We start from the raw sequence: 26,792 nt of genomic DNA, 5'->3' as shown, positions 1-26,792 counted from the left end.
CCAGGCTCGGCTGCTCGGGCCCAAACAAACCAGCATCCCACCTGCCTGGCGGTTGCTAACCTTTACGCCATTGCCGCCTGCAACTTCGGCTTGCGATGAATCCGCAATACCAGAATCGCCCCCGCCACACACAACCCACCGGAAATCATCGTCGCCACGGTGTAGCTCCCCAGACTGTTGCGCAGCAAGCCCGCCCCCAGCGCGGCAAATGCCGCACCCAACTGGTGACCGGCCACAATCCAGCCAAACACCACCGGCGCATCCCGTGAACCAAACACATCTGTGGTCAGGCGCACGGTGGGGGGCACGGTGGCGACCCAGTCCAGACCATAAAAGAAGGCGAAGATAGGCAGGCCGAAATACTGGATGCCAAACGCCCACGGCAAAAAGATCAGCGCCAGGCCGCGCAGGCCGTAATACCAGAACAAGAGCACGCGGTTGTTGAAACGGTCTGACAGCCAGCCAGAAAACGTGGTGCCGATCAGATCAAGTACGCCCATGCTGGCCAGAATGCTGGCCCCCTTGACCTCAGACAGGCCGTAGTCGCCGCACATGGCAATGAAGTGCGTGCCGATATAGCCATTGGTGCTGGCACCGCAAATAAAGAAACTCAGGAACAACAGCCAGAAATCGCGCGAACCGCTGGCTTTTTTGAGGGCGGCAAAGGCGATGGTGATCGGATTGGCCTGGGACACACTGTGATCCAGCGGCACATCCGGCGATTCTCCAAACGGGCGCAGACCAACGCTGGCGGGGCGCTCTGGCAGCAAGAACGCCACCAGCGGAATGGCAATGACCGCCGCGCCGGCCACCAGCAGCACAATCGGCCGCCAGCCATAACGCTCCACAATGGCCGCCATCAGCGGCAGGAACAACAACTGGCCGGTGGCCGAACTGGCGGTCAGCACACCCATGGCAAAACCGCGCCGTTCCTTGAACCAGCGGTTGACCACCGTTGCGCCCAAGGTCATGGAGGTGGCTCCGGTGGCCGCACCCACCAGCAAGCCCCAGATCAGGATCATGTGCCAGGTCTGGCTCATCAGGCTGGACAGACCCACGCCTACTGCCAGAACACTCAGCGCACTCATCACCGTGCGCCGCACGCCAAAGCGCTGCATGGCCGCTGCGGCAAACGGGCCCATCAGACCAAACAGCGCCAGGTTGATGGAGAGTGCGGCCGATACCGTGGCGCGGCTCCAGCCAAAATCATGTTCCAGCGGCACCATCATCACGCTGGGCGTGGCACGCGTGCCGGCGGTGATCAGCATGATCAGAAAAACCACGGCCAGGGTAATCCAGCCATAGTGAAAACGGTTCTTTACCCATGAGGCCGTTTGCATGGCGCATCTCCGGTGTTGATCTGTATGTATTTTCGTCGTTGTTACCGATCGGTAACATGTTGGTTGTGATATTAGTTACCGAGCGGTAACATTGTCAACAACAAATACCGGAACACCAGACCATGACCACTACCCGCAAAGTGACTGACGGTGTCGCCGCCCGCAACCAGATTCTGGATGCTGCGGAAGAACTGTTTTATTTCGAAGGGTCGCGCACCAGCGGTGTGGACGCCATCGTCAAGAAAGCGGGCGTCAACAAAATGAGCCTGTACCGGCAGTTTGAATCCAAAGACGACCTGCTGCGGCAGTATCTGGATAGACGGGACGAGACGTTCTGGCGTTATATCAACGGCAGTCTGGACCAGCACCCGGGCCAGCCGCGCAAACAGCTGGAGCAATTGTTTGACGACTTGTCCCGCCGCACGCAGGTAGAGAACTATCGGGGCTGCCCGTTTGTAAACATTGCCGTGGAATACCCGGATCGGGAACACTTTGCCCGGCAACGGGTGGCGCAGAACAAGGCGGGTTTATTGGCGCGGCTGACAGAATTGGCGGCAGCCGCGGGGGCACAAAATGCGGCTGCATTGGGTGCTGCACTGGCCCTGTTGATAGAGGGAACCTACGCTGGCAGCCAGACCTACGCACCAGGAAACCCGCTGTTGCCCATCTTGCCGCAAGTGGCGCGCACGGTGATGGATGCCGCCATAAACAAAGCGGCCTGAACGGCCGCTTGAGAGGTACTGCTTATTTCTGTTCGTCTGCGTGCTTTTTCAGCAAGCCGTTCAACAGTGAAGGCCGGGCGTCCTTGTCTTTCTGGCCAGACGAATCCTTGCCAAAACGATCGGGCGAACCCTTTTTCTTGATGCTTTCTTTGATGCGGACGGCAGCAAGACGCTGCAAGTCGAAGTGATTGATGGGCATGTGGATTCCTGCGTCGGTTGTGGCGCATCGCAGGGTATTGCTGCAATCGGCCAGCTAAAAAACAACGGCCCGACCAGGCGGACCGCGATATCAGCGGCGAATCATACGCTAAGTGACTGATATCAGCCAGATTTGGCTGGTGAATGGGGGGCTGGTCTTTGGGGGGGATAGCGCCTTTGGCGCGGGGTTTTGGATACCGGCGGTGGCCGGAGCACGTCACTTTCTTTGCTTCGCCACCTCGGCGGCCCCAAAGAAAGTAACCAAAGAAAGGCGACCCCTGCGGCAGCGCCCTTCGGGTTCCCCGCGCTTCTCGCAAAGTCCGGCTGGCTCCAGGGAACTCGGGCTACGCCCTCAAACACCCTTACGCCGAAACCCCGGACTTCGCTGCGATGCTCGGCGCTGCCGGAGGGGAGGTAAGTCAAAAGCAACGGCAACATCAAAAGCCAAAGCCACCCCAACCCCAACCCCGCAAACCATCTGCCCGCAGGAGTGGTTCACCTCGCTCATCACGTCGTCATTCCTGCGGAGGCAGGAATCCAGTCCGCAGCCCAACGGGCTGCTTGCGGTGGGTGATGACCACGACTCCGAATTTAAGCTGAGGGCATGCACGCGTCGTCGCTGGATTCCGGCTCAAGGGGGCCGCCGAGGACCGGAATGACGAGTCAGTGGGGTGCGTGTTGAATTGGCAGTGGCAGTGGCAGTGGCAGTGGCAGTGGCAGTGGCAGTGGCAGTGGCAGTTGGTGTTGCTGTTGGTGTTGTCGCTGCTTTTGACTTTCCTCCCCCGTTAAAGCCCAGCGCCGAGGGCGTGGAGGGAGACCTTAGGCTCCCGACCAACCGAGGGAAGCCCGGAGGGCCGCCCGGCTGGGGTCGCCTTTCTTTGCCTACTTTCTTTGGCGAAGCAAAGAAAGTAGGGTGCTCCGGCCACCGCCGGTATCAAATGCATTTCAAACCCGCGCCGAAGGCGCTAACACCCACAACAACATGAACCACGTCCGCCACCCCGGGTTCCCAGCCACCCCGCTGCATCTGTCATCCGGCACATCCAATGGCTTTGTGGGGGGGCTCACCGAGGGGCATGGCCTCCATCCGGGCTACGAAGTGGCCTTTTATCAGAAGACACCAGAACAGCCAGGCAGACAACCCAACCCTCCCGGGCACACCCATCAACCAACAGCCTCAACCAAACACCGTCCCCACAATCCGCCCCACCTCCGCATGCGCGGCGTTAATCGCATCGCCAGACGCACCAGAGCCCACACAATAAGAACTCACCAGAATCGCCGCCCGTTGCGGCGGACGAATAATGGCAATGTCGTTGGATGCGCCATTGTCGCCAGAGCCTGTCTTGTCGCCCACTTTCCAGCCAGCCGGCAAACCGGCGCGCAGTTTGGCGTTGCCGGTGGTGTTGCCGGCCAGCCAGGTATCCAGTTGATTGCGGCTGGAGGCACTCAGGGTTTTGTCTTCCAGCAAAATACGCCGCATCGTGCCCACCATGGCTTGCGGTGTGGTGGTATCGCGCTCATCACCCGGTAAAGCGGTATTTAGCGTGGGTTCGTTGCGATCCAGCCGGGTCATGCTGTCACCCTGGGTGCGTAGCCAGGCGGTAAGTTTGGCCGGCCCGCCAATGCTGGTCAGCAGCAGGTTGGCGGCGGTGTTGTCGCTGTATTGCAGGGCGGCGGCGCATAGTTCGGCCACGGTCATGCCGGATTCAAGGTGGGCTTTGGTGATCGGCGCGTAGCTCAGCAGGTCGGCACTGCCATAGCGCACGAGACGGTTGAGTGACTCTGCGCCGGCATCCACGCGGCTCAGTACGCAGGCGGCGAGGACCAACTTGAAGGTGCTGCACATCGGGAAGCGTTCATCGGCCCGGTGGGCAAGGTATTTACCGCTGCCGGTATCGAGTGCAAAAACACCAAGGCGGCCGCCCAGGCGAGTTTCGATGGCCGCAAAGCGGGGCGTGAATTCGTCGCTACTGCCCGGGGTGCCAGCAGCCAGTGCCGGCAGGCGGGCCAAGGCAAATAGCGCAGCGGCGCCAGTGAGCAACTGGCGGCGGGATACTTCAAGAGACATGGGGGAGGGGTTCCACAAAGCGCCGGATACGGCGCGGTTGGTCAACAAACATAAGCCCTGACGGGCCTGTGGAGTATAGCCAACCCCATTGCACATGCCATGTGCGCAATCAACCCGGGCCAACCGGGCAAAGCAAAACCCGACCGGGTGCGTCAGATCAGCGCGTTGACCTGCGTACCCACGCTGCCACTACTGGCCAGCGGCAACTGGGTGCTGCTTGGCGTGCTGGCTGCGGTCTGGGTGGTGCTGCTGCTCTGGCTGCTGCTGTTCAGCGAGTCAATTTCTTGCTGGACGGCCTGGATTTCTTGTTGCAAAGCCTGAACTTGCTGTGTGCTTTGCGTCGAGGTGCTGCCGCTTTGTTCAGCGGTAGCCAGTTGCAGTTCCAGAGATGCCAATTCAGCCTGCAAGGCACTGGCGGATGTGGCACTGGTTGCGCTGATGCTGCTGGACGGCAACGTGCTCGATACGGCGCTGACTGCTGTCACCATGTTCAGTTCCTCTCGAATGCGGGTTTGAAAAGAGGTGCCCGGCGAGTAGACGCAATGGTGCCAGGAACCTTTCTGCCGTCAGCCTGGACCTGACGATTGCGGCTGTCAGCAAGAGATACACCCCAGATACAAAAATGTGCCGTTGAACGGTGTTTTGATACAAAAGGTCGCGAAAACCGGCCCGCAATGCGGTCTGACGCACGTGTTTACACTCGCGGCCAGCCGCAAGGAGGCGTGGTCTCCGAGGTCAAACAATGGTGTTGATCTCAGTCCCCAGCGGGCCCCTCGGCGCCAGCGGCAGCTCTACCGGGTTGGCAGGCGGATTGGTGGTGTTGACCGGCTGGTTGAGCGTGGTTTGCGTGGTCTGGGTCGTGGCCTGGGTGACGCCAGCCTGCTCGGTCGCCACGGTGTTGGTCAGCGTCTGAGTGGTGGTTTCGCTGGCTTGCGCGGTGGCCGGGTTAGCCGCGTTGGCCTGGGCAGCTTGTGCGGCCTGGGCCGCCGCATTGTTGGCGTCAATGGTGTTGATCTGCGACTGCACAGCGTCAACCTGGGCTTGCAATAGCTGAACCTGTTGCGCGCCCTGTAGCGTATCTGCGCTTTGCTGTGCGGTAGCCAGTTGTTGCTGCAATGCCGCCAGTTGCGCTTGCAAGGCGACGGTGGATGTCTCGTCCACCGTGGTGATGCTGGCGGCCGGCAAGGTTGTGGTGACGGCGTTAATGGCGGAAACCATGGTGTGTTCCCCTTGTATCAGATTGCATGGAAAACAGATGGCGGGAGGGCTGCGCAACAACGTTGTCATAAAACCGTCACGCCGGTTGCCAGAGGGGCGAACTATGCTGTGCCCAGTCCTTCTCATGCCACCGTGAATAAACTCTACGACCTCCTGCCAGAACTGGCCCAGCTGGAACGCCTCATCAAGGCGGGCCAGGGCCGGTTAGATGTGCGTACCGTGGCGCAAGTCCACGTCGCACCGTACTGCCTGCCGCTTTTTGTACTCGGGCTGGGGTCGGATGACCCCTGTGCGCCGCTGGTGGGGTTCTTTGGCGGCGTGCACGGGCTGGAGCGGGTGGGCACGCAGGTGGTACTGACCTTTCTGCACAACATCCTGAACCGGTTGCAGTGGGATCGCATGCTGGAACAGCAGCTCCAGCATGTGCGGCTGGTGTTCATGCCACTGGTTAATCCTGGCGGCATGCTACAACGACGGCGCGCCAATCCGGCCGGTGTGGACCTGATGCGCAACGCCCCGCTGGATGCCACCGAAGATGTCCCGTACTTGCTGGGCGGGCACCGGATTGGTAACTGGCTGCCGTGGTATCGCGGCGCGGTCAGTGAAGCCATGCAGCCTGAGGCGCAGGCACTGTGCCAGGTGGTCGAAGAAGAGATCGCCGGTCGGCGGCAAGCGATCATGCTCGACTGCCACTCCGGGTTTGGCATGCGGGACCGCATTTGGTTTCCGCTGGCGGGTAGTCGCTTGCCGATAGATAGCGTAGGAGAAATCTACACGCTCAAAACGCTGTTCGATCAGGCCTACCCGCATCACCGCTATGTGTTCGAGCCGCAAAGCCATCAGTACCTGACCCATGGGGATCTGTGGGATCACCTGTATTTGCGCACGCGCAACCAGCAACCCGGGCAGCTGTTTTTGCCGCTGACGCTGGAAATGGGCTCCTGGACCTGGGTGCGCAAAAATCCACGGCAACTACTGTCGCGCCTGGGGGCGTTTAACCCGCTGGCACCGCACCGCCAGCAGCGCGTCATGCGCACGCATCTGGCGTTTATGGAATTTCTGACCCGGCTGGCCTGTAGCGGAGATCGCTGGCTGGAGGGTGAACACCGCAGCCTCAAGCACCGGCGTGACGCCATGGATTTGTGGTATCGCAATGGCACTTGAGCGCCCGTGGGTCTTGCTGCGCGGCTTGGGGCGGGAGGCGCGCCACTGGGGGGATTTCGGGCAGATTCTTTCCGTCGCGCTGGGTGGCGTACCGGTGCATACGCCAGATTTGCCAGGCAACGGGCGCTGGTGGCAGCAAGCCAGCGGTACTTCCATCCGCACCCAGCGCGATCATTTAAGAGCGCAACTGGCGCCGGTGCTGAACCAGGGGCCGGTCAACCTGCTGGCGTTGTCGCTGGGTGGCATGGTGGCGCTGGACTGGGCCGGACATTTGCCGGATGAAGTGGCGCGGCTGGTGCTGGTCAATACCAGTCTGGCCGGGATCGCCCCGTTCTGGCGGCGTTTGCGCTGGCAGCGTTATCCGGCGCTGCTCAGCCTGGCCTGGTCTTCCGTGTCGCAGCGGGAGCGGCTGATTCTGGCGCTGACCAGCAATTTGCCGGAACGGCGTGCCGCAGCGCTGCCGTACTGGCAAGCGTGGCAGCAAGAAGCCCCGGTCTCCGCCATCAATCTGTTACGTCAGCTTTACGCTGCTGCACGGTTTGCTCCGCCGGCCTTGTGGCCGCAATGCCCCACACTGGTGGTGACCAGCGCGCAAGATCAACTGGTTGATCCCTTCTGTTCTGCGCAACTGGCGTATGCAGCGGGCTGGCCCTTGCAGATCAACGGCCATGCCGGGCATGACCTGCCGCTGGATGATCCCTGCTGGCTGGCGCAAACCGTGGTGCAGTGGCACACGGCTTCCCTGAGCGTGTGAGCTTTCTGGCTGCGCAACGAAATCGTCAAAAAAACACCCAATGACAAAGGCATTATTTTGGCTGCATCTGGCAAAAGTTGCTTTTGCAATCAACGCCTTTTTGTGTTGCGCTGCGGTGTTGTATTTGTAAGGAAAGCGGTTACAGAAATCAGTTCGTAATCAGTATTTAATAATCTCCTGATAAAAATGGCTGATTCCCGTCCCGCCAGGGGTTACCTGATGCAAGCACAATTCAATGCTTCGCGTGGTTCTTTGCCACGTTTCCGCCAACCGTCGGCGGCGGATCTGTGCGCGACCATGACTGCCATTACCTCGGAAGAAACCAACCAGTCCGTGCTGGATGTGTTCAATGCCGAGCGTGAACTGGTCAGCTTGCCGGTACTGGAACACGGTCGGCCCATTGGGCTGATCAACCGCAATATCTTTATGTCCCAGATGTCCAAGCCGTTCCACCGTGAGCTGTACGGCAAGAAAAGCTGTATTGCCTTCATGGACAAGGAACCCTTGATTGTTGAAGACACGCTGGGCATTGAAAGCCTGACTTTTCGTGCCGTGGAGTACGGCGAGAAAGCCCTGGCTGATGGTTTTATCCTGACCCGTGACGGCCAGTTTGCCGGGGTGGGCCACGGTTTGCAGCTGATGCGCGTGGTGGCCGACATGCAGGCCGAGCGCAATCGCCAGATCATGCACAGCATTGATTACGCCAGCGTGATCCAGCGCGCCACTTTGCAGGTGTCGCGCAGCGTGCTGGCCGATACCCTGGCGGACGCCAGCCTGATCTGGGAACCGCGTGATGTGGTCGGTGGGGACTTCTACCACTTTGCCCGCTTTGCCGATGGCTGGTTTGCTGCGGTGGCGGACTGTACCGGTCATGGCGTGCCTGGCGCGTTCATGACGCTGATTTCGACCTCGATGCTGTCGCAAGCCATTGAGCGCCATAACCCGCGCGACCCGGCTGCGGTACTGGCGGAAGTCAGCCGTGGGATCAAACAGATGCTGGGGCAGACCACCGAGCGCGCTTCGGAGACCGGCTCCAACGACGGGCTGGATGCGGCGTTCCTGTGGTTTGACAACGCCACCCAGACACTGACCTTTGCCGGTGCCCGCACCGCACTGTATGTGCTGTACCCGGATGCCCCGCAGATTGAGATGATTGATGGCGATCGCGTGGGCGTCGGCTATCTGGATAGCGCCACCGATTACGTCTGGCATAACCGCACGATGCAATTGCCGCAAGGCACGCTGTTGTTTGTGACCACGGACGGCTTGATTGACCAGATTGGGGGCAAGAAAAGCATTGCCTTTGGCAAACGCCGCGTCCGCGATTTGCTGCTGGCGCACCGGCATGAGCGCGCCAGCTATATCACCGATGCCATCCTGGCCGAATTTGCCAACTGGCAGGCCGCCGAGACGCGGCGTGATGACCTGACTTGTTTATGTGTCCGTATTGCGGGCACCAAACCATGAACCCTGCGTTCTACTGCGCATCGTTTCGCCTTGGCTGACCCTGCGCGCATCAGAACGTAAACAAGCCTTAAACGGACAATGTTGTCGGAGCACACCATGATTTACCAGCAATACCGCGATTTCTGCGATGCAGCGCGGCAACGCCACGTGATCTTTTACTACGTGGGTTATTTTTCGCAGCATATCGTCGGCGCCATGGCCGACGCGCTTAAATTGCGGCTTGAAGTGTCCGGTATGGCCGGCCCAACCCGGCGCAAGTTGTTTTCCTCGTTTGTGGAAATGGCGCAGAACATCATCCATTACTCGGACGATGCGCTGACCCCGCCAGACCTGGATAACCACGAAGTGCGCCACGGTTCTGTGTGCATTGGCATCGACAACGATCACTACTATCTGTTGTGCGCCAACCCCATCAAACAAGATCTGGCTGACTCTTTGCGGCAGAAGATTGAACCCTTGCGTACCATGACGCTGGAAGAAATCAAACAAGCCTACAAAGAAGCGCTGCGCTCAGAGTCGCCCGTCGATAGCAAAGGCGCGGGCGTGGGCTTTCTGACCATGGCCCGCGATGCCAGCGAACCGCTGGAATTTGAATTTGTGCCGATGCCCGGTGAGCCCGATCGCGTCATGTTCTACATCAAGGCCATTATCTGACCGCGACCGTTGAGACGGACTTCCGGTCAACCGCACTACAGGAAATACATATGGATGATCTCTACATTGCCGCCACCCCAACCTCGCCAGAGGTTGATTTTCGCTTCAGCCAGCATGTGCTGAGCCTCAAGGGTGAGTCTTACCCGGAAAACGCCGCTGCTTTTTACAGTGACGTGATCAGCCAGGTGCGTAGCTGGCTGGCCAGCTGCCAGGGCCAGCACATTGTGGTCAACGTGGCGCTGGCGTATTTCAACAGCTCCAGCACCAAAGTGTTGTTCAACCTGTTTGACGCCTTTAACCAGGCCGCCATGATGGGCAACGTGGTCACCCTGAACTGGTATCACGATGAAGAAGACGACACCATTCTTGAGTTTGGTCAGGAACTGCGTGACGACTTCGGCGCGCTGGATTTCCACGACCACGCATTGTCTGGCGTCTGAACTTGACCACCGTGACTGATCCCGATCTGTTTGACCTGGAACATGCCGCCCTGGCGGAGGCCGGTCTGGTGTTTGACGACGCCCACGCCCCCGCCGGCATTTACCGGCTGGCGCTGGGTGAATTGATCGGGCATTACGAGCGCCTGTTGCGGGAAACCGGCCGGCTGATCCGCCGCAGCGACCGGCAAGAGCGCGAAATGACCGTGCTCAACCAGCGCCTGCAAGCGCTGGCACTCAGTCTGGAATACCGTGCCCGCCACGATACCCTGACCGGCGTGCTCAACCGGGGGGCGGTCATTGAGTTATCCAATGAGCTGCTTTCACGTTGCGACATGGCGCTGATCGTGCTCGATCTGGATCACTTCAAGCGCATTAACGACACCTACGGACACCCCGCTGGCGACACCGTGTTGCAAACGGTGGTGGCGCATTTGCAGGCGGTAGTGCCAGAAACCGGCGAGATTGGCCGGGTGGGCGGTGAAGAATTCACCGTCATGCTGCCGCACACCTCGCTGGATGAGGCGCTCGAGATCGCTGAGCGCATGCGGGCCGCCGTGGCTGCCCATATCTTTGGCGCGCCGATCGAACGCAATGTCACCGCCAGCTTTGGGGTGAGCTGGAATGACACCGGCACGCCGTTCGAAAGTGCCTACGCCCGCGCGGATGAAGCGCTCTACATTGCCAAGCGCAATGGCCGTGACCAGGTTGTGCGCGCCCGCGACTAAGCGCGCCCGCCTGGCGGGTTTCCCTGTCTTGCCCCGTTTTCTTCCTGCCTGAATTTTCCTGCGCCATTTGAGGGCTGCTTCCTGCATCCGCTCGGTGCTTTCTTACGTATGTTCACAACAGAATTTTCTGACCACTTGTCGCCTGGCGGCAGAATATTGTCATAAAATGCAAAAACTTCATTTTTGTATGCAACATTAAAGAAGTTGTCTTACAAAATGAACGCGTGACTAGAAATAACTATATTTCCGATAAACGTTGCTCAATATGTTGAGTGGGTTGGATTTTTTCATTAAACTCCGACCTCGAGGTGTGGGAATCTGTCGATTTTTAGTCTTACATTCTAACAAATGTTGAAAGGAATCAAGGTTCCCGCATGAGCGTCCGGACTGCTGTATTTTTCTGGCCAGATACAAGCTGGCGTACTGCACGGCGCTCAATGCTGGAGTTTTCCCTTGCATTACTTACGCTCTCAACGGGTGCATACGCGGCGCAGTCCCCGGTTTCTGCCGAGGAAGAAGCCCGCTACAAGCAGGCTGTAGAAGATGCCCGCAACAGTCATCTGGATAGCGCCGCCAGCACCTTGCAGGCGCTGCACGCCGCCCACCCGGCAGAGCTGCGTTTTCGCAACGACCTGATTGCGGTCTCGGTCTGGGCCGGGCGCGATGCCGATGCCGTGGCTGCCGCAGACGGGCTGGACCCGGACACCGCGCCGCTTTACGTGCTGGCCGCCTGGGCTGATGCCGAAAAACATCTTGCCCATCTTGATGCCGCCCAGACACTGTATGAAGTGCTGGGTCGGCGTGATCCCGCCCGCTTTGATGTGCAGATTTCCCTGACCCAGCTTGACCTGCAGCGCAACAAGCCAGAAAAAGCACTGGCACGCCTCAAAGTGGTGGACGAAGACATTCTTGAGCCCAAAGACAAGATTGCGCTTTCCGAGATGTTCATCCACGTCTACAGCGTGCTGACCAATTACGCGCAAGTGCTCTACTGGTGCGATCACCTGCAAACGCTGGACCCAGCCAACCGCACGGCGGCGGAATCACGCTTTGTCGCCACCTTGCGCATGAGCGCCCCGCATCTGGCGCTCTCTACCACCTTGACCCTCAAGCCGGCTGATCTGGCCGCAGCCAAAACGGCGGCCGTGCAGCGGGAAATCCGCTGGGGCAAGGCAGAGGCCGACAACAGCCGCGCCGATTCGCCCACGCGCTGGACGCTGACCGACAAAGCCATTGCCAATGGCCAGGCACACGTCACCGCCTTGCGTGGCCCGGAAGCCGCTGGCGACGACGCGCTCTTTGCTCAGCAATATGACCTGGTGGAAGCGCTGGTCAACCGCCGCCGCATGCAAGATGCGGTCAAGCTCTATCAAAGCCTTGAGACGCAACATGCGCCGATCCCGCCGTGGGTGAAAGTGCCCGCCGCCAGCGCATTTCTGGCCGTGCGCCAGCCGCTGGTGGCGATCCGCTTGCTGGATGAAGCCTTTGCCGCCAAAGCCGGGGATTTTGACGCGCACGTGACCTATGTTTATGCGCAGCTGGAGGCCGAGCACCCGCAAGCGGCCATCGCCGCCGCCGACCAACTGGTGGCCGATACCCCGGAATGGCGCAACAACGCGTATCCGGCGCTGCGCCTGGAAAACCAGGATTATCCGGCGGCACAACTGCTGGCCGCCCAGGTGCGTGCTTACTCTGAACAACTGGCTGATGCCCAGCGCCGGGTCGACGATTTGCACCACCGCGCACCCGGCAACGAAGACATCAGCGCCGCACAGGCATCGATAGACCGCCTGCGCGGCTGGCCGCGCCGTGCCATTACGCTGCTGACCCGCTTGCAAACCGCCTCGCCGGATTATGTCTGGGCGCTGCCGCCGACTTTTGACGCGCATATGGATGCCCAGGACTATCAGTCTGCCGCCGCCGATCTGGCCCGCGCCCGCCAGGCCCTGCCGGATGACGACGCCACCACCCGTATGGCGCAGGCCTGGCAAGATCATATGCGGCCGGAAATGATCTCCACGCTGCGCATGGGTCGGAGCGGCGGCGGCAAAGAAGGCTTGTCGAATAACGGCAGCGACAACAGCGACGTTACCGATATCACCTTTGATACGCGCTTTTACAGTCAGCCCATCGACTGGAACTGGCGTGCCTACGCCCATGTGGGCTGGCAGCAAAGCCGCGACAGCGTGGAAAACCTGTTGCAGCGCGAAGCCGGTGCCGGCATGGAATACCGCGCGCCGACCTGGTCGGGCGAGGCACAAGTGGATGGTGCCAACGGCTCTGCCGGCGATGTCGGCGGGCACGTGGCGCTCAGCTATCACCCCACCGACTTCTGGAATCTGGATTTCGGCTACGCCCACAACGGCGACGACACCCCGTTGCGTGCCTTCAACGATGGCGTGCATACCGACTTTTACAGCGTGGGTTTTCGCTACCGCTGGAACGAATCGGCCGAGGCGGGCATTTCTGCCGCCAATGGCCGTTTCTCGGATGACAACAACCGGGTGAACTGGGGTGTCTACGGCCAGCGCCGCATCATCAGCCAGCCGTACTACCAGATGGATGCGCGTCTGGATGTGGGCGGCACGCACAACTCGCTCTCTGCGGACAACGCCAGCTATTTCAACCCGTCCAGCCAGGTGGCCGCATCGGCCTCCATGATCAACCGCTGGGTAGAGTGGCGCCAGTACGAGCGCCAGGTTAGCCACACGCTCACGCTGAGCGTGGGTGACAACTGGCAACAAAGCTATGGCAGCGCGGTGATTGCCGCTGCCGATTACGAACTCGACTACCAGATCGATGCGCTGCACGACTGGCGCGTAGGCGCCAGCGTGGGTCGCGCTGTGTATGACGGCAATCCGGAAACCGATTACGCCGTTCGCACCACACTGGACTGGAAATTCTGATCATGCCCAATGTGCATACCTTGCTCCGGCACTTTGCCGCACTGGCCCTGGCGGCCCTGGTGCTGGCCTTGCCGGCCCGCGCCGATACCGCCACCTGGCCGGCCGACAGCTTTGAAGTGCTGTGCTACCACGAAGTGCGCGACGACGTCTGGGTGTTGCCCGATCCCTATGCGGTCAGCACGCGCCGACTGGCGCAGCACTTTGAGTGGCTGCGGGAAAACGGTTACCACGTGATCAGCGTGGACGACATCCTGGACGCCCGTGCCGGCAAGAAGCCGCTGCCACCCAAAGCCATTCTGCTGAGCTTTGACGACGGTTATCGCAGCTTTTACACCAACGTATTCCCGCTGCTCAAAGCGTTTGGTTATCACGCCGTACAAGGCATCGTCGGTCACTGGATCGACGCCACCGAAGGTGCCGAGATCACCGCCGAATCCCGCAATTACAGCCGGGATGACATCATGACCTGGGCGCAGATCAAGGAGTTGTCGGACTCTGGCCTCGTCGAGATTGCCTCGCACAGCTTCAACGAGCACCACGGCAGCCAGGCCAACCCGCAAGGCAATCAGTTGCCGGCCCTGATCACCCATGTGTATGACCCCAGCACCGGTTTGTACGAAAGCGACGATGAGTATCAGTCGCGCATCCGGTCTGACCTGCAACAAAACTCGGATGTGATCGCCAAACATATCGGCAAGGCCCCGCGTGTGATGGTGTGGCCGTATGGGCGTTACAACCAGGCCACCATCAACGCCGCCAAAGCCGCCGGCATGCCCATCACGCTGACGCTGGATGACGGCACCAACAGCCCGGATGTGGGGCTGGATCGGCTGCGCCGCGTGCTGATCACGCATAACGATGGCGAGAGCACCAAAGCACTGGACGCCGCCATGCGCGCGTCCTCAGTCCGCCCGATCCGCGTCATGCATGTGGACCTGGATTACGTCTACGACGCGGACCCCAAGCAGCAGGAACTCAACCTGGGCAAATTGCTGGACCGCGTCAAAGCCAGCGGCGCCACCACGGTGTTTCTGCAAGCATATGCCGACCCCTCTGGCGCGGGCGCGGCCACGGCGCTGTATTTCCCCAATCGCCACTTGCCCATGCGCGCCGATTTGTTCAGCCGCGCCGCTTGGCAACTGGAAACGCGTGCGGGTGTGAAGGTCTACGCCTGGATGCCGCTGATGGCGTATGTGCTGCCAGAGAAAGACCCGCTGGCCAGCCATGTGGTGACCGCCAGCGATCCCAAGGGGGCCAATGCGTATCATCGCCTGAGCCCGTTTGACCCGGCCGCGCGGGCGTTGATTGGCGATCTGTATGAAGACCTGGCCACCCACGCCATCTTCCAGGGCGTGCTGTTCCATGACGACGCCACCCTGACTGACTTTGAAGATGACAGCCCGGCCGCCCGTGCCGTGTACCAAAGCTGGGGTCTGCCGGGGTCCGTGGCGGACATCCGCAAAGACCCGGCCCTGGCCAGCCGCTGGAGCACGCTCAAGACCGCGTATCTGACCGACTTTTCCATGCAACTGGCCGACCGGGTACGCCAGTGGCAACCCAATCTGAAAACCGCCCGTAACATCTACGCCCGCGTGATCTTGCAGCCGGAATCACAAGCCTGGTTTGCGCAATCCTTGCCGGATTTCCTCAATCACTACGATTACACCGCCATCATGGCGATGCCGTATATGGAAGGCGCCAAAGAGCCGCTGCCGTGGCTGAAGAACCTGGCGCAAACCGTGGGCCAGATTCCCGGCGCGCTGGATAAAAGCGTGTTTGAACTGCAAGCCACCGACTGGAAAACCAGCACCCCGATCAGCGGCCACGAATTGGCCACACAAATGGATGTGCTGATTGACGCCGGCGCCCGTAACTACGGCTACTACCCCGATGACTTTGTGCGCGACCAGCCCAAACTCGACGAATTGATCGAGCGCTTCTCGCTGCGCAGCTTTCCGTACCGGAGCGGCAAGTGAATACACTGGCCTCCCTCTCCACGCTGCTGCTGCAGTTTGCGTTCTTTTATCCGCTGACCATGGCCTGGATGTGGATGATCGGCGCGGTGCATTACTACTGGCGTTTTGAACGGCAGACGGTGGGCGTGCAGATTCCGCCGATTCTGGATCACTACCCGGGCGTGTCTTTGATTGTGCCCATGCACAACGAAGGTGAAAACGCGCGCGAGACCATCGCCCAGTTGATGTGCCAGCGCTATCCGCTGTTTGAAGTGATTGCTGTCAACGATGGCAGTAAAGATGACACCGGCGCCATTCTGGATGACCTGGCCGAGCAATATCCGCGTCTGCGGGTGATCCACCTGGCCACCAACCAGGGCAAGGCCATGGGTCTGAACACCGCCGCGCTGATGGCCAAATACGAGTTCCTGATCTGCATTGATGGCGATGCGCTGCTGGATGAGTACGCCGCCGCCTGGTTCATGCAGCACTTTGTCCACGGCCCGCGCCTGGGCGCCATTACCGGCAACCCGCGCATCCGCAATCGCTCGACCCTGCTGGGCAAACTGCAGGTGGGCGAGTTCTCTTCCATCATCGGCATGATCAAGCGCGCCCAGCGCACCTATGGCCGCATTTTCACCATCTCTGGCGTGGTGGGCGCGTTCCGCCGCGCCGCGCTGCACGACGTGGGCTACTGGAGCCCGGAGATGCTGACCGAAGACATCGACATTTCCTGGAAACTGCAGATTGCACACTGGGATATCCGTTACGAACCCAAAGCCTGCTGCTGGATTTTGATGCCGGAAACCCTCAAGGGGCTGTGGAAGCAGCGCCTGCGCTGGGCCATGGGCGGGGTGCAGGTGCTGATCAAATATCTGCCGTCGCTGCTGTTCTGGCGCAAGCGCCGCATGTGGGCGATCTACGCCGAGTTCCTGTTGAGCGTGGCCTGGGCCTACATCATGGGTGGCGTCACGCTGCTGTGGTTCCTCGGCCTCTTTATGCCACTGCCGCAACCCTTGTATATCCAGACCATCCTGCCGGGGTGGAACGGGGTGGTGATCGGCGTGACCTGTTTGATGCAGATTGGCGTCGCGCTGCGGCTGGACTCGCAATACGACGAAGGCATGGGCAAGTCCTACTACTGGATGGTGTGGTATCCGCTGGCGTACTGGTTGCTGAACATGCTGACCACCATCTGGGCCGTGCCCAAAACACTCATGCGCAAGCGTAACTCGCGGGCGGTATGGGTCAGCCCTGACCGGGGCATTCAGCAAACTGCGCAGACACCACACCCGCCCGCGCATGAACACTATGTGGGTACCAAATCATGATGGATTTGCCGCCGGTTTCGGCAACACACCTGATCATTGAGCGTCCAGACTGGCAAACCCGCCGCCAGCGGCTGACCTATGGCTCGTTCTCTGCGCTGTTCTGGGCATTCTGGGGCTATTTGTGGTTGCCGCTGTTGACCGCTGCCGGCTGGCTGGGCGAGGGCTTTTTTGCCTGGCACCACATGATCCAGTTGCGGGGCTTCATTGCCTTTGAACACCTGGCCGCATCCTATGTGGGCACGCTGACCGTGCTGGGCGGGATTTTTGTCGGCTGGGCCATGTACAACTATCTGCGGTTCAGGGGCTACGATCGGCGCAAACCGCGCCCGACCGTGACCGATCAGGATCTGGCTGCGTTTTACAATGTTCCCCAGCCGGATGTCGAACAATGGCACAAGGCCAAGCGCCTTGTGGTCTGGCATGCGGAAAACGGTCAGGTGATCCGGGTGGATGCCGGATCACCGCCCGCCCCGCCAACCGTGGTGCCAGGGCCGGTCCCGCAGCCCGCGCCACCGGTCATGCACTAAGCCAGGATGCCCGGTCCGGGCGTTCAACGCGCGGCGTTACCCAGCAAGCGCACAAACTGTGCGGGGGTGGCAGGGCCAATCAGCCGCGTGCTTTGCAACCGGCCCTGCCGGTCATAAAACAGGATGGCCGGCGGCCCGTACAGGCCAAAACGCTTGAGCAAGGCGGCATCGTCCGCCGTATTGGCGGTGACATCCGCCCGCAGTAGTACAAAGCCGGCCAGCGCCGCCTTCACGCCGGCATCCGGCAACACGTTGCGTTCAAACTCCACGCAAGACACGCACCAGTCCGCATAAAAATCCAGCAGCACCGGTTTGCCGGCCGCGTGCGCAATCGCCTCATCCAGTGCTGCGGTGGTGCTCACCGGCGTGAAATCATGGCTGGATGACTTGAGCCACAGCGGGTGGCTGATCCATACCGCTGTCCCCAGCAAGACCACGCCAAAAGCACGCTTGACGTTGAGCATGACCTTGCCCGGCAGGCGCGGCAGCACCGTGGCACCAAACGCACCAATCAGCAGAAGGGGCGCACCCGTGCCCAGCCCCAATGCATACAGCGCACTGCCCCCCAGCACACGGTCTCCGGTTTTGGCCATATAGGCCAGCGCACCAAACAGTGGTGGTGCCATGCAGGCACCGACCAGTAGTGCCGACAACGCGCCCATGATGAACACTGGCAACAATTGCCCGCCTGGCAGCCGGTTGGCGGTTTCGGTCACCCGGCTTTGCAAGGCGCTGGGCAACTGCAGGTTAAACAGGCCGAACATGGATAAGGCCATCACCACAAAAAAAGCCGCAAACAACGTGGTCGTGATGGGGGTTTGCACTTGTACCGTCAGCAATGTGCCGGTGCTGGCGGCCGCAATGCCGATGACGGTGTAGGTCAGCGCCAGTCCCTGCACGTACACCAGCGTCAGTCCGAATGCTTTACGCCGGCTGCGCGCCTGTCCGATCACAATGCCCGATACCAGCGGCAACAACGGGTACATGCACGCCGTCAGCGACAACCCCACGCCCGCCAGGAAAAACAGCCCCAGCGTCACAGCCAGATTGCTGCGGATGAGCGCACTGCCTTCGTCCGGCCCGGTGGCCGTTGCTGTGGGGGTGTTCAGCGCAAGTTGTACGGTACGCGGCGGATAACACACACCTGCAGCGGCACAGCCCTGATAACTCACATTAAGTACCGTACCGGGTTGCCACGGTTGGCTGGCATGCAGTGGCACGGTGACGTCGTGCGGATAAATTTCAACCCTACCGAAATTGGGATCGTTCTTGATCTTGCCCGCAGGCAACGTCAGCGTGACCGTTTGCGCCGGCGTGGCGCTGATCTTGATCCGTTCCTTGTACAGGTAATAGCCCGGCGCCACAGTCAGGTTGAGTGCGGCCGCTTCAGCGGTGGGGGCGGTGATACTGGCTTTGAAGGCCTGCTCGGGTGGCAGCAGGTCATGCTCATCCAGCGCCAGTACAGGGTGACTCAACAATACAACACATATCGACAACAACAGAGGCAACAAGCGCCGCACGACAAATCTCCAGTTGGGCCTGTTCACGCTTGTGGCGTGAGCGGGGTTCGGGTCCAGGTTGGGGCCTTGCTGCGGTAACAGCGTGGTCCGATCGCTAACCCTTTGATAATCAACTACTGATGGGGTATTGCTCTGGCAGGAAAAGGTCCTGAACTACCGCCCGAAAAGCGTGTTTTATCGGGTTATTTCCGGGTCTGGTAGTGGGTCTGCGCAGAGTGTCGGCGCATCTTAGCGCAGCTCTTGATATTCTCTAAAGAAATATAAATAAACTTATATATACTTTTGAGAAATATATGGTGACTTGATATCCTGGCGGCGCCCAGAACAGGGCACGGCCCGAAACTATTACACCCGCAAGGTTTCGGGGCAGACATCACATGCTGGTTTATGCAACCAGCCAGGAAGAGAGACGCTCATGCAAAAAAGCAGAACGGCCGGCTGTGCGTTCCGGCTCAGTGCCATTACCGTGGCGCTGCTTGCCGCAAGCCAGACCAGCTTTGCCGACGACCCTGCCACCGACCTGGGCCAGGTCACCGTGACCGGCAGCCGCATTCCCCGCGCCCAGAAAGAAGGCCCGACCAGCGTCACGGTGATTACCGGTGAACAACTGGAGCAAGAGGGCTACCGCAATGTGTTTGATGCCCTGAACCAGCAGACCCAGAACACCGGCTTTACCCAGGGCGCGGACTACGGCAACACCTTCACCCCTGCGGCCAACGCCATCAACTTGCGCGGCCTTGGGCCCAATCACACCCTGGTCTTGATCAACGGCCGGCGCGTGGCTGATTACCCGGTGGCGTATGACGGCACCGTCAACTTTGTTAACCTGGCCAATATTCCGTCGGCCCTCGTGGACCGGATTGAAATCCTCAACGCGGGTGCATCGGCCATTTATGGCTCTGATGCCATTGCCGGCGTGGTCAACATTATTCTCAAGCACCATGCCGATGGCGTGGATGTGAACGTCAAGGCAGGTTCTACCAGCCGGGGCGGTGGCGACAATGGCCGCGTGCAGATTTCCGGCGGCAAAGACTTTGGCGATCTTTCCACCGTATTCGGGCTGGAAATCAGCAAGACGCGATCTATTGCTGCGCAGGATCGGGATTTCATGTCTTCCAGCACGCTGGAAGGCGAAACGCCGACCAAGACCTGGTCCCGCCTTGATGCCACTACCGGCCAGTATCTGGATGGCAGCACGGCATGCGGCAATTTGTCCGGCCTGTTTGGCGGCACCAATGTGCCGGTCAACAGCAAGTCGGGTGTGTATTGCGGCAGTGGCAAGGCGCAACCGGATTACTGGACCGTGCAAACCGCCAACCAGAGCGAGAACCTCTATGGTGGGTTCGATTATCGCCTGACCGACAGCACCACGTTGTTTGGCAATGTGATGCTGGGGTGGAACCACACCACCAACAACACACGCGGGCCAAGCTGGACATCCTTGGGGGCTACCAGCGGATATTTCCTGAACCAGAATACCGGTGACTATGAAAGCTGGACGCGCCGCTTTGCGCCAGAAGAGATCGGCGGTACTTCGGCATTTGATAAAGACTGGCACGACACTGCCGGCAATATCACGGTGGGTGTGCGCGGCAGTCTGTTTGACACCGGCTGGAACTATGAAGCGGCGTATAACGCCTCAGGCTACAAGAGCGTGGCGGATGTTCCGCGTCTGTACGCCGGGATCGACAGTTATTTCCTGGGGCCGCAATTGGGGACGGACTCAGACGGCATTCCCATTTACGCGCCGGATGCCAGCCGCTTTGCCCAACCGCTGACCGCCAGCCAGTTTGCCAGCCTGTACGGTCAGACCGAATCCACCAATACCTCGTGGACGCAGACCGCCAGTTTCTCCGCCAACGGCAAGCTGTTTGATTTGCCGGCCGGGCCGGTGAAGTCGGCCGGCTTGCTGGAGTGGGGCAGCCAGGGCTTTACCAACAAGCCGGATGCGCGCATCAACGAAGGGGTGTTTTACAACTTGTCTGGCGCAGACCCGGCCAGCGGCAATCGCACGCGTTATGCTGCCGCGCTGGAGTTGAACATCCCCATTGTCAAATCTCTGGATGCCACGCTGGCCGGGCGCTATGACGATTATTCCTTTGCCGGGCAAAGCGACAGCAAGCTGACCTGGAATGCCGCACTGGAATATCGTCCACTCAAAGAGTTGCTGGTGCGCGGTAACTACGCCACCAGTTTTCGCGCACCAGACATGAATTACATTTTCCAGAGCCCGACCAAGGGCTATTACGCCAGCACTACGGATTATTACCGCTGCAACGCCGCTGGCCAGACCCTGGGCAACTGCGACTATGCCAATGTCTCGCCCGGAGCCAACTATGTGCAGACGGGCAACAAGGACCTGAAGCCGGAGAATGGCCGCTCGTGGGGGCTGGGTTTTGTCTGGTCACCGACCAGCAGCTTTGATGTGTCGGCCGATTACTGGCATATCCGCATTGATGACGAAGTGACCAACATTGATGCCGATGCCTTGCTGCGTACAGAGTCAGACTGCCGTTTGGGTCTGAAAGACATCAATTCTTCGCAGTGCCAGGACGCTATCAGCCGGGTGATCCGCAATCCGGATAACGCGGTGCTGGACCCCGGCGCCATCAACACCATTCTGGTGAACCCGATCAACGCCGCCATGGAAGAAACCGCCGGCTACGATCTGACCGGCAAGTACCGCTGGCGTGCCGGGGCGGTGGGCAATTTCCTGCTGACGGCCACGTATACCAAGGTGCTGGTGCACAAGTCGCAACAGTTCAAGGGCGATGAGGTTGAGGACTTGACCAAAGCCATGGATAACTACGACTGGCCGGACAAGTTCATGACCAGCCTGACCTGGAACCGGGGCGACTGGACCAGTACCGTGCAGGTAGAACGCTACGGCAAGATCCCTAACCAGGCCGGTACCGGCTATCTGACGCCGACCGCACTGGCTAACTGGAGCTTGGGCTATCAGGTCAGCAAGAATGCCTCGCTCTCGTTGATTGTGAATAACGTCTTTAACACCATCAAGGAAGACGACTCCGCCGGCTGGCCCTATTACGCGGTGGGCTCTTACTCGCCGATCGGACGTGAGGGCTGGCTGGCGTTCAATTACCATTTTGACTGACCCGGTTTGACCGGGTGGGCCCGCGCCGCAGATCCGTAGCGCTGGCCCATCCACAGCGCGGCAACAACCCGTTGCCGTAGTGATCGATGCAAGAACAAAAGGTGTTGCATGAAACAACGCATCTACGCGCTGGCAGTGGCCGGCGTGATTCTGACTGGCACCGCCGCCTGGGCTGGCGCGGATGCTTCTGCCCCCGCAGCCGCCACCCATTTACCGCCGGGCATTGCCTGGCAACAAGGCGATGTTGCCGCCGCTTTTGCCCGCGCCAAAGCTGAAAACAAACCGCTGTTCCTGTACTGGGGCGCCGTCTGGTGTCCGCCGTGCAATCAGGTGAAAGCCACCATCTTCAATCAGGATGCCTTTATCAAACGTACCGCGCTGTTTGTACCGGTCTATCTGGATGGCGATACCGAAAACGCGCAAAAGTGGGGCGAACAATTCAAGGTGCGTGGCTATCCCACCATGATCCTGTTCAAGCCGGATGGCACGGAAATCACCCGCCTGCCCGGTGAAGTGGATGCCACGCGCTATATGCAGGTGCTCTCGCTGGGGCTGAATGCCGCGCATCCGGTCAAAGACACGCTCGCCGCCGGCCTGAAACCTGGTGCCCGGCTGGATCAGGCGCAGTGGAGCATGCTGGCTGATTACTCCTGGGATACCGATGGCGCCTTGCAAGTGCCCGGCGACAATCTGCCCGCGGCGCTGCAAACCCTGGCGCAGCATGCCGCTGCCAACCATGCCCCCGGCCCGGCCACGCGGCTGGAGTTCAAAGCTGTCGCCGCTGCGGCCAGCGGCAAGCCGCAAGGGCAAGTCGACAAGGCCCGTGCCCTGCCAGCGGTGAGCCGGGTGCTGACTGACGGCAAACTGGCCCGCAGCAATTTTGATCTGGTGGTCGCTTACCCCACGGACATCTCCCGCTATCTGACGCAGCCAGGCACGCCCGCACGCGCGCAGTTGACCAAAGCCTGGGATAAAGCCCTGGTCACGCTGGGTGCGGATCAGAGTATTTCCACGACGGATCGCCTGACTGCGGTGGATGGTCGTGTGGCGCTGGCCCGGCTGGATCAGCCAGAGAACAAGCCGCTGCCGCCCGCCTTGCTGGCCGCCGTACGCAGCCAGGTCGCGGCCGCGGACAAAGCCACCACCAATGGGTACGAGCGCCAATCCGTGATCAGTGCGGCAGGAGATGCGCTGACCGACGCCGGCCTTGTCACCGAATCAGACGCACTGTTGAAAGCCGAACTCAAGCGCTCGCCAGCGCCGTATTACTTCATGTCTGGCCTGGCACACAATGCGCGCTTGCGCGGGGACAAGGCGGCAGCGCTCGGTTGGTACGAGCAGGCGTATAACACCGCCGAAGGCCCGGCCACCCGCTTGCGCTGGGGCGTGAGTTATCTCAACGGGATTATCGATCTGGCCCCGCAGGACGAAGCGCGTATCCAGGCGGTGTCCGGCAAGGTGCTGGGTGAACTGGCGCAGACCTCCAGCGCGTTTTACGGTAGCAACCGGGCGGCGTTGCAACGCTGGGCGCTGCATTTGTCCAAATGGAACCAGGGCGGCGCACACGATGCGGCGTTCAAGCAAGTGGTGGCGCGCTTTGAAGGCGTGTGCGGCAAGCTGCAAGCCGCAGACCCGCAAAAAGCCACATGCGAAGGGTTGATCAAGGCTGCCTCATCCGGCGCAGCCTGACCGGCGTGGCCGGCCGGGCGTGTGCGATCCACCACCCGGCCCGGCTACCCGGTAGAGGCGTATCCGTTACCGCGCCGCGCGCGTCATGCCTGTATAGAGGGTATCGACGTTGTAGCGAAACATGGCCTCATAGGTCGCGGCTGGCCCGTTGGGTGGCGACAGCGCTTCCACATACAACTCGCCACCCGGCGCTGCGCCAGTGGCATCTGCAATCTGTTTTACCATGCGCGGATCGTTGGAGTTCTCAAAGAAATACGCCGCCACATGTTCTTTCTTGATCTGGTTGATCAAGTGCGCCACGTCTTTGGCGGAGGGTTCTGCATCCGTTGAAATCCCGACGGGCGAGAGAAACGTCACCCCGTAGGCGGCACCGAAGTAGCCAAAAGCATCGTGACTGGTCAGCACCTTGCGCTCGGCCCGGGGCAAGCTGGCAAAACGCGCCTTGGCATAAGCGTCCAGCGCTTGCAGTTTGCCGATGTAGGCATCCCCATTGCGTTTGAAGTCCGCAGCATCTGCCGGGTCTGCCGCAGAGAGCGCAGCCACGACATTGCGCGTGTAGATCACCCCGTTGCTGATGTCATTCCAGGCGTGCGGATCGGTCACCACTTTGCCGTCATCGGTCATCTTGCGCGTATGAATGCCCGTGCTGGCAACCGTCACCTTGCCGGTGTAGCCCGAATTGCTGATCAAGCGGGTCATCCAGCCTTCCAGCCCCAAGCCACTGATAAAGACCGCATCCGCCTGTTTGAGGGCCATGGCGTCTTGCGGGCTGGGCTCGTACACATGGGGATCGCCATTGGGGCCGACAAGGCTGGTCACCGTGACATGCGTGCCCCCCACATTACGCACAATATCGGCCAGCACGGTAAAGCTGGCGACGGCTTTGATGTCTTTGGCCCATACCGGCGGGGCAAGCAGGGCCAGGGTCAGTGCGGTCAGCGGCAGGAGGGGGCGCATGGGTGAAATCCTCTGATTGAATGGTAAATGCAACATTGTTGCAATTTGCAAAAACGGATGGCAGCATATGTCAGATGCAACATTGTTGCAAACTGCTTTTGTAACCGGACCCAACCATGTCAACCACGCTTTCCTGTTCCACAGATTCCCGCTTGCCCGTTACCGTTCTGTCCGGTTTTCTGGGGGCCGGCAAAACCACGCTGCTGAACCATATCCTCAACAATCGGGAGGGGCTCAGAGTGGCGGTGATTGTCAACGACATGTCCGAAGTCAATATCGACGCCCGGCTGGTGCGTGATGGCGGCGCGGCGTTGTCCCGTCAGCAAGAAAAGCTGGTGGAAATGAGCAATGGCTGCATCTGCTGCACCCTGCGCGAAGACTTGCTGGTCGAGATCACCCGGCTGGCGCAAGCGGGACGCTTTGACTATCTGCTGATTGAATCCACCGGCATTGCCGAGCCCTTGCCGGTGGCTGAAACTTTTACCTTTCGGGATGAAGCCGGCCTGAGCCTCTCTGATATTGCCCGGCTGGACACCATGGTCACGGTGGTGGACGCGTTTAATTTCCTGGCCGACTACGCCTCGGAAGACCTCCTTGCCCTGCGCGGGGAAACCCTGGGCGCAGAGGACGACCGGGCGGTGGTGGATCTGCTGATTGAACAGATCGAGTTTTGCGATGTACTGATCCTGAACAAAACAGACCTGATCACCCCCGACGCGCTGGCACGGCTGCGGGCCGTGTTGTCAGCGCTGAACCCGCGTGCCCGCATCCTGGAAAGTGAATTTGGCCGGGTGCAGCCCGCCAGCATTCTCAACACCGGCTTGTTTGATTTTGCCCAGGCCGCCAACGCGCCAGGCTGGTTGCAGGAACTACGTGGGGAACACACGCCAGAAACCGATGCATACGGCATCAACAGTTTTGTGTACCGCAATCCACGCCCGTTTCATCCGCAACGCTTCTGGCAATGCATCCAGCAAGAATGGCCGGGCGTGCTGCGCTCCAAAGGCTGGTTCTGGCTGGCCACCCGCCCGGACTTTGTCGGCAGCTGGTCGCAGGCGGGTGGGGCATCCCGTCATGGCGCTGCAGGCATGTGGTACGCCGCAGTACCACGCAAACACTGGCCGCAAGAGGCGGAGGAGCTGGCCGCCATCATGGAAAACTGGCACCCGGTCTTTGGCGATCGCACCCAGGAACTGGTGTTGATCGGTATCGAGATGGATCAACCCCGCCTGACCCACATGCTGGATGAATGCCTGGCGACGGAAGCGGAACTGGTGGCCCTGCGCCGCAACCCGCAGACCCTGACTGACCTGTTCGCATCGTGGCAGGTGATGCCAGAGGCATAAGAAAGCACTGGCGCGGCGCCGGCAGATACGGTGAAATGGCGCCTGATGCGACCATCCGGTCGCGCCGGTTTCCACTCACACGACGCCAACAGGATTCAACATGACACAAGCCATCCAAGATATCGCGCTGCATAAAATCGACGGTACCCCGGCCACGCTGGGCGACTATGCCGGCAAAGTACTGCTGGTGGTGAATGTGGCCTCTAAATGCGGCTTGACCCCGCAATATGAAGCGCTGGAAAAACTGTACCGCGAACAAAAAGCGCAAGGTCTGGAAGTGCTGGGTTTCCCGGCCAACAACTTCAAGGGCCAGGAACCGGGCACGGATGAAGAAATCCAGAGCTTTTGCTCGACCACGTACGACGTGACTTTCCCGCTGTTCTCCAAGATTTCGGTGGTCGGCACAGATCAGCACCCGTTGTACAACGCCCTGACCCATGCCCAGCCCGACGCCACGGGCGAAGGCCCGTTCCGCGAGCGCTTGTCCAGCAAGGGCATCGACATCGCCCCGCAACCGAACGTGCTGTGGAACTTTGAAAAATTCCTGGTTAACCGCAAGGGTGACGTGGTGGGCCGGTTCTCGCCGGATGTCACCGCCGATGACGCCCGCCTGACCGGCGCCATCGCTGCCGAACTGGCCAAGGCCTGATTTATTGGCACGCCACAAGAAAAGCACCCTCGGGTGCTTTTTTT

The 26,792-nt window shown here is 60.3% G+C and carries 22 protein-coding genes; 15 read left to right on the top strand and 7 right to left on the bottom strand.

Features of this window, described 5'->3' with window-relative positions:
- Positions 1-62: 62 nt before the first annotated feature.
- Entirely contained in the window at positions 63-1,340 is a 1,278-nt protein-coding gene (locus HNQ50_RS11465; protein ID WP_184100786.1) for an MFS transporter, read from the bottom strand.
- A gap of 122 nt (positions 1,341-1,462) precedes the next feature.
- Here HNQ50_RS11465 and HNQ50_RS11460 point away from each other — a divergent pair, with 122 nt between their 5' ends.
- Positions 1,463-2,062 (top strand): TetR/AcrR family transcriptional regulator, encoded by a 600-nt coding sequence (locus HNQ50_RS11460; RefSeq protein WP_184100784.1) that lies wholly within the window; start codon positions 1,463-1,465, stop codon positions 2,060-2,062.
- Between the two features lie 22 nt (positions 2,063-2,084).
- Here HNQ50_RS11460 and HNQ50_RS11455 read toward each other — a convergent pair whose 3' ends face one another.
- The 4 genes from HNQ50_RS11455 to HNQ50_RS11440 form a co-directional block, all read right to left on the bottom strand.
- Positions 2,085-2,261, bottom strand: a complete 177-nt coding sequence (locus HNQ50_RS11455) for a hypothetical protein (protein ID WP_184100782.1) — start codon at positions 2,259-2,261, stop codon at positions 2,085-2,087.
- Positions 2,262-3,437: 1,176 nt separating this feature from the next.
- Entirely contained in the window at positions 3,438-4,331 is an 894-nt protein-coding gene (bla, locus tag HNQ50_RS11450; RefSeq protein WP_184100780.1) for a class A beta-lactamase, read from the bottom strand.
- Between the two features lie 152 nt (positions 4,332-4,483).
- Positions 4,484-4,819: a hypothetical protein gene (locus HNQ50_RS11445; RefSeq protein ID WP_184100778.1), complete on the bottom strand. Its 336-nt coding sequence runs from the start codon at positions 4,817-4,819 to the stop codon at positions 4,484-4,486.
- Between the two features lie 247 nt (positions 4,820-5,066).
- Positions 5,067-5,549: a hypothetical protein gene (locus HNQ50_RS11440; RefSeq protein ID WP_184100776.1), complete on the bottom strand. Its 483-nt coding sequence runs from the start codon at positions 5,547-5,549 to the stop codon at positions 5,067-5,069.
- A gap of 132 nt (positions 5,550-5,681) precedes the next feature.
- On the opposite strand from HNQ50_RS11440, the gene HNQ50_RS11435 reads away from it, so the two are divergent.
- The 10 genes from HNQ50_RS11435 (at position 5,682) to pgaD (ending at position 17,472) form a co-directional block, all read left to right on the top strand.
- The gene (locus HNQ50_RS11435; RefSeq protein ID WP_184100774.1) at positions 5,682-6,713 is read left to right on the top strand and encodes a M14 family zinc carboxypeptidase; all 1,032 of its coding nucleotides are present in this window, start codon (positions 5,682-5,684) and stop codon (positions 6,711-6,713) included.
- Complete coding sequence (locus tag HNQ50_RS11430) at positions 6,703-7,467, top strand: alpha/beta fold hydrolase (protein WP_184100772.1); 765 nt, start codon at positions 6,703-6,705, stop codon at positions 7,465-7,467. Before HNQ50_RS11435 ends, HNQ50_RS11430 begins: the two co-directional genes overlap by 11 nt.
- Before the next feature lie 219 nt (positions 7,468-7,686).
- Complete coding sequence (locus tag HNQ50_RS11425; RefSeq protein WP_184100770.1) at positions 7,687-8,934, top strand: SpoIIE family protein phosphatase; 1,248 nt, start codon at positions 7,687-7,689, stop codon at positions 8,932-8,934.
- A 96-nt stretch (positions 8,935-9,030) separates the two neighbouring features.
- Complete coding sequence (locus HNQ50_RS11420) at positions 9,031-9,588, top strand: SiaB family protein kinase (RefSeq protein ID WP_184100767.1); 558 nt, start codon at positions 9,031-9,033, stop codon at positions 9,586-9,588.
- Between the two features lie 50 nt (positions 9,589-9,638).
- Complete coding sequence (locus tag HNQ50_RS11415) at positions 9,639-10,028, top strand: DUF1987 domain-containing protein (RefSeq protein ID WP_184100765.1); 390 nt, start codon at positions 9,639-9,641, stop codon at positions 10,026-10,028.
- 11 nt (positions 10,029-10,039) lie between these two features.
- Complete coding sequence (locus HNQ50_RS11410; RefSeq protein ID WP_184101321.1) at positions 10,040-10,753, top strand: GGDEF domain-containing protein; 714 nt, start codon at positions 10,040-10,042, stop codon at positions 10,751-10,753.
- A gap of 437 nt (positions 10,754-11,190) precedes the next feature.
- Positions 11,191-13,659, top strand: coding sequence for a poly-beta-1,6 N-acetyl-D-glucosamine export porin PgaA (pgaA, locus tag HNQ50_RS11405; protein WP_184100763.1), 2,469 nt, complete (start codon positions 11,191-11,193; stop codon positions 13,657-13,659).
- Positions 13,660-13,661: 2 nt separating this feature from the next.
- Positions 13,662-15,635, top strand: coding sequence for a poly-beta-1,6-N-acetyl-D-glucosamine N-deacetylase PgaB (gene pgaB, locus HNQ50_RS11400; RefSeq protein WP_184100761.1), 1,974 nt, complete (start codon positions 13,662-13,664; stop codon positions 15,633-15,635).
- Positions 15,632-16,945: a poly-beta-1,6-N-acetyl-D-glucosamine synthase gene (pgaC, locus tag HNQ50_RS11395; RefSeq protein WP_308419155.1), complete on the top strand. Its 1,314-nt coding sequence runs from the start codon at positions 15,632-15,634 to the stop codon at positions 16,943-16,945. The genes pgaB and pgaC overlap by 4 nt, the downstream gene beginning before the upstream one ends.
- Positions 16,942-17,472 carry a poly-beta-1,6-N-acetyl-D-glucosamine biosynthesis protein PgaD gene (pgaD, locus tag HNQ50_RS11390; protein WP_184100759.1) on the top strand — a complete coding sequence of 177 codons (531 nt, stop codon included), beginning with the start codon at positions 16,942-16,944 and terminating at the stop codon, positions 17,470-17,472. The genes pgaC and pgaD overlap by 4 nt, the downstream gene beginning before the upstream one ends.
- A gap of 23 nt (positions 17,473-17,495) precedes the next feature.
- Here the strand turns inward: pgaD and dsbD are convergent, their stop codons facing one another.
- Positions 17,496-18,992: a protein-disulfide reductase DsbD gene (gene dsbD / locus HNQ50_RS11385; protein ID WP_184100757.1), complete on the bottom strand. Its 1,497-nt coding sequence runs from the start codon at positions 18,990-18,992 to the stop codon at positions 17,496-17,498.
- Positions 18,993-19,407: 415 nt separating this feature from the next.
- On the opposite strand from dsbD, the gene HNQ50_RS11380 reads away from it, so the two are divergent.
- A complete protein-coding gene (locus tag HNQ50_RS11380; RefSeq protein WP_184100755.1) occupies positions 19,408-22,107 on the top strand; it encodes a TonB-dependent receptor plug domain-containing protein in 2,700 nt (899 codons plus the stop codon).
- Between the two features lie 108 nt (positions 22,108-22,215).
- Complete coding sequence (locus HNQ50_RS11375; protein WP_184100753.1) at positions 22,216-23,796, top strand: thioredoxin family protein; 1,581 nt, start codon at positions 22,216-22,218, stop codon at positions 23,794-23,796.
- Positions 23,797-23,862: 66 nt separating this feature from the next.
- Here HNQ50_RS11375 and HNQ50_RS11370 read toward each other — a convergent pair whose 3' ends face one another.
- The gene (locus HNQ50_RS11370; protein WP_184100751.1) at positions 23,863-24,753 is read right to left on the bottom strand and encodes a metal ABC transporter solute-binding protein, Zn/Mn family; all 891 of its coding nucleotides are present in this window, start codon (positions 24,751-24,753) and stop codon (positions 23,863-23,865) included.
- A gap of 116 nt (positions 24,754-24,869) precedes the next feature.
- Between HNQ50_RS11370 and zigA the strand changes: the two genes are divergently transcribed.
- Together zigA and HNQ50_RS11360 are read left to right on the top strand one after the other, a co-directional pair.
- The gene (zigA, locus tag HNQ50_RS11365) at positions 24,870-26,099 is read left to right on the top strand and encodes a zinc metallochaperone GTPase ZigA (protein WP_184100743.1); all 1,230 of its coding nucleotides are present in this window, start codon (positions 24,870-24,872) and stop codon (positions 26,097-26,099) included.
- A 100-nt stretch (positions 26,100-26,199) separates the two neighbouring features.
- A complete protein-coding gene (locus HNQ50_RS11360; protein ID WP_184100741.1) occupies positions 26,200-26,748 on the top strand; it encodes a glutathione peroxidase in 549 nt (182 codons plus the stop codon).
- Positions 26,749-26,792: the final 44 nt, after the last annotated feature.

It is taken from the genome of Silvimonas terrae (assembly GCF_014202765.1).
Taxonomy (GTDB): Bacteria; Pseudomonadota; Gammaproteobacteria; order Burkholderiales; family Chitinibacteraceae; genus Silvimonas; species Silvimonas terrae.
This window is presented reverse-complemented; position numbering and strand designations above follow the sequence as displayed.

Bases quoted from the DNA above. Each gene is read 5' to 3' on its own strand.
- HNQ50_RS11380 (WP_184100755.1), top strand. From the start codon at position 19,408: ATGCAAAAAAGCAGAACGGCCGGCTGTGCGTTCCGGCTCAGTGCCATT.
- pgaB (WP_184100761.1), top strand. From the start codon at position 13,662: ATGCCCAATGTGCATACCTTGCTCCGGCACTTTGCCGCACTGGCCCTG.
- HNQ50_RS11375 (WP_184100753.1), top strand. From the start codon at position 22,216: ATGAAACAACGCATCTACGCGCTGGCAGTGGCCGGCGTGATTCTGACT.
- HNQ50_RS11430 (WP_184100772.1), top strand. From the start codon at position 6,703: ATGGCACTTGAGCGCCCGTGGGTCTTGCTGCGCGGCTTGGGGCGGGAG.
- HNQ50_RS11460 (WP_184100784.1), top strand. From the start codon at position 1,463: ATGACCACTACCCGCAAAGTGACTGACGGTGTCGCCGCCCGCAACCAG.
- HNQ50_RS11465 (WP_184100786.1), bottom strand. From the start codon at position 1,340: ATGCAAACGGCCTCATGGGTAAAGAACCGTTTTCACTATGGCTGGATT.
- HNQ50_RS11445 (WP_184100778.1), bottom strand. From the start codon at position 4,819: ATGGTGACAGCAGTCAGCGCCGTATCGAGCACGTTGCCGTCCAGCAGC.
- bla (WP_184100780.1), bottom strand. From the start codon at position 4,331: ATGTCTCTTGAAGTATCCCGCCGCCAGTTGCTCACTGGCGCCGCTGCG.
- HNQ50_RS11455 (WP_184100782.1), bottom strand. From the start codon at position 2,261: ATGCCCATCAATCACTTCGACTTGCAGCGTCTTGCTGCCGTCCGCATC.
- pgaA (WP_184100763.1), top strand. From the start codon at position 11,191: ATGCTGGAGTTTTCCCTTGCATTACTTACGCTCTCAACGGGTGCATAC.
- HNQ50_RS11420 (WP_184100767.1), top strand. From the start codon at position 9,031: ATGATTTACCAGCAATACCGCGATTTCTGCGATGCAGCGCGGCAACGC.
- zigA (WP_184100743.1), top strand. From the start codon at position 24,870: ATGTCAACCACGCTTTCCTGTTCCACAGATTCCCGCTTGCCCGTTACC.
- HNQ50_RS11415 (WP_184100765.1), top strand. From the start codon at position 9,639: ATGGATGATCTCTACATTGCCGCCACCCCAACCTCGCCAGAGGTTGAT.
- HNQ50_RS11440 (WP_184100776.1), bottom strand. From the start codon at position 5,549: ATGGTTTCCGCCATTAACGCCGTCACCACAACCTTGCCGGCCGCCAGC.
- pgaD (WP_184100759.1), top strand. From the start codon at position 16,942: ATGATGGATTTGCCGCCGGTTTCGGCAACACACCTGATCATTGAGCGT.
- HNQ50_RS11370 (WP_184100751.1), bottom strand. From the start codon at position 24,753: ATGCGCCCCCTCCTGCCGCTGACCGCACTGACCCTGGCCCTGCTTGCC.
- HNQ50_RS11425 (WP_184100770.1), top strand. From the start codon at position 7,687: ATGCAAGCACAATTCAATGCTTCGCGTGGTTCTTTGCCACGTTTCCGC.
- HNQ50_RS11360 (WP_184100741.1), top strand. From the start codon at position 26,200: ATGACACAAGCCATCCAAGATATCGCGCTGCATAAAATCGACGGTACC.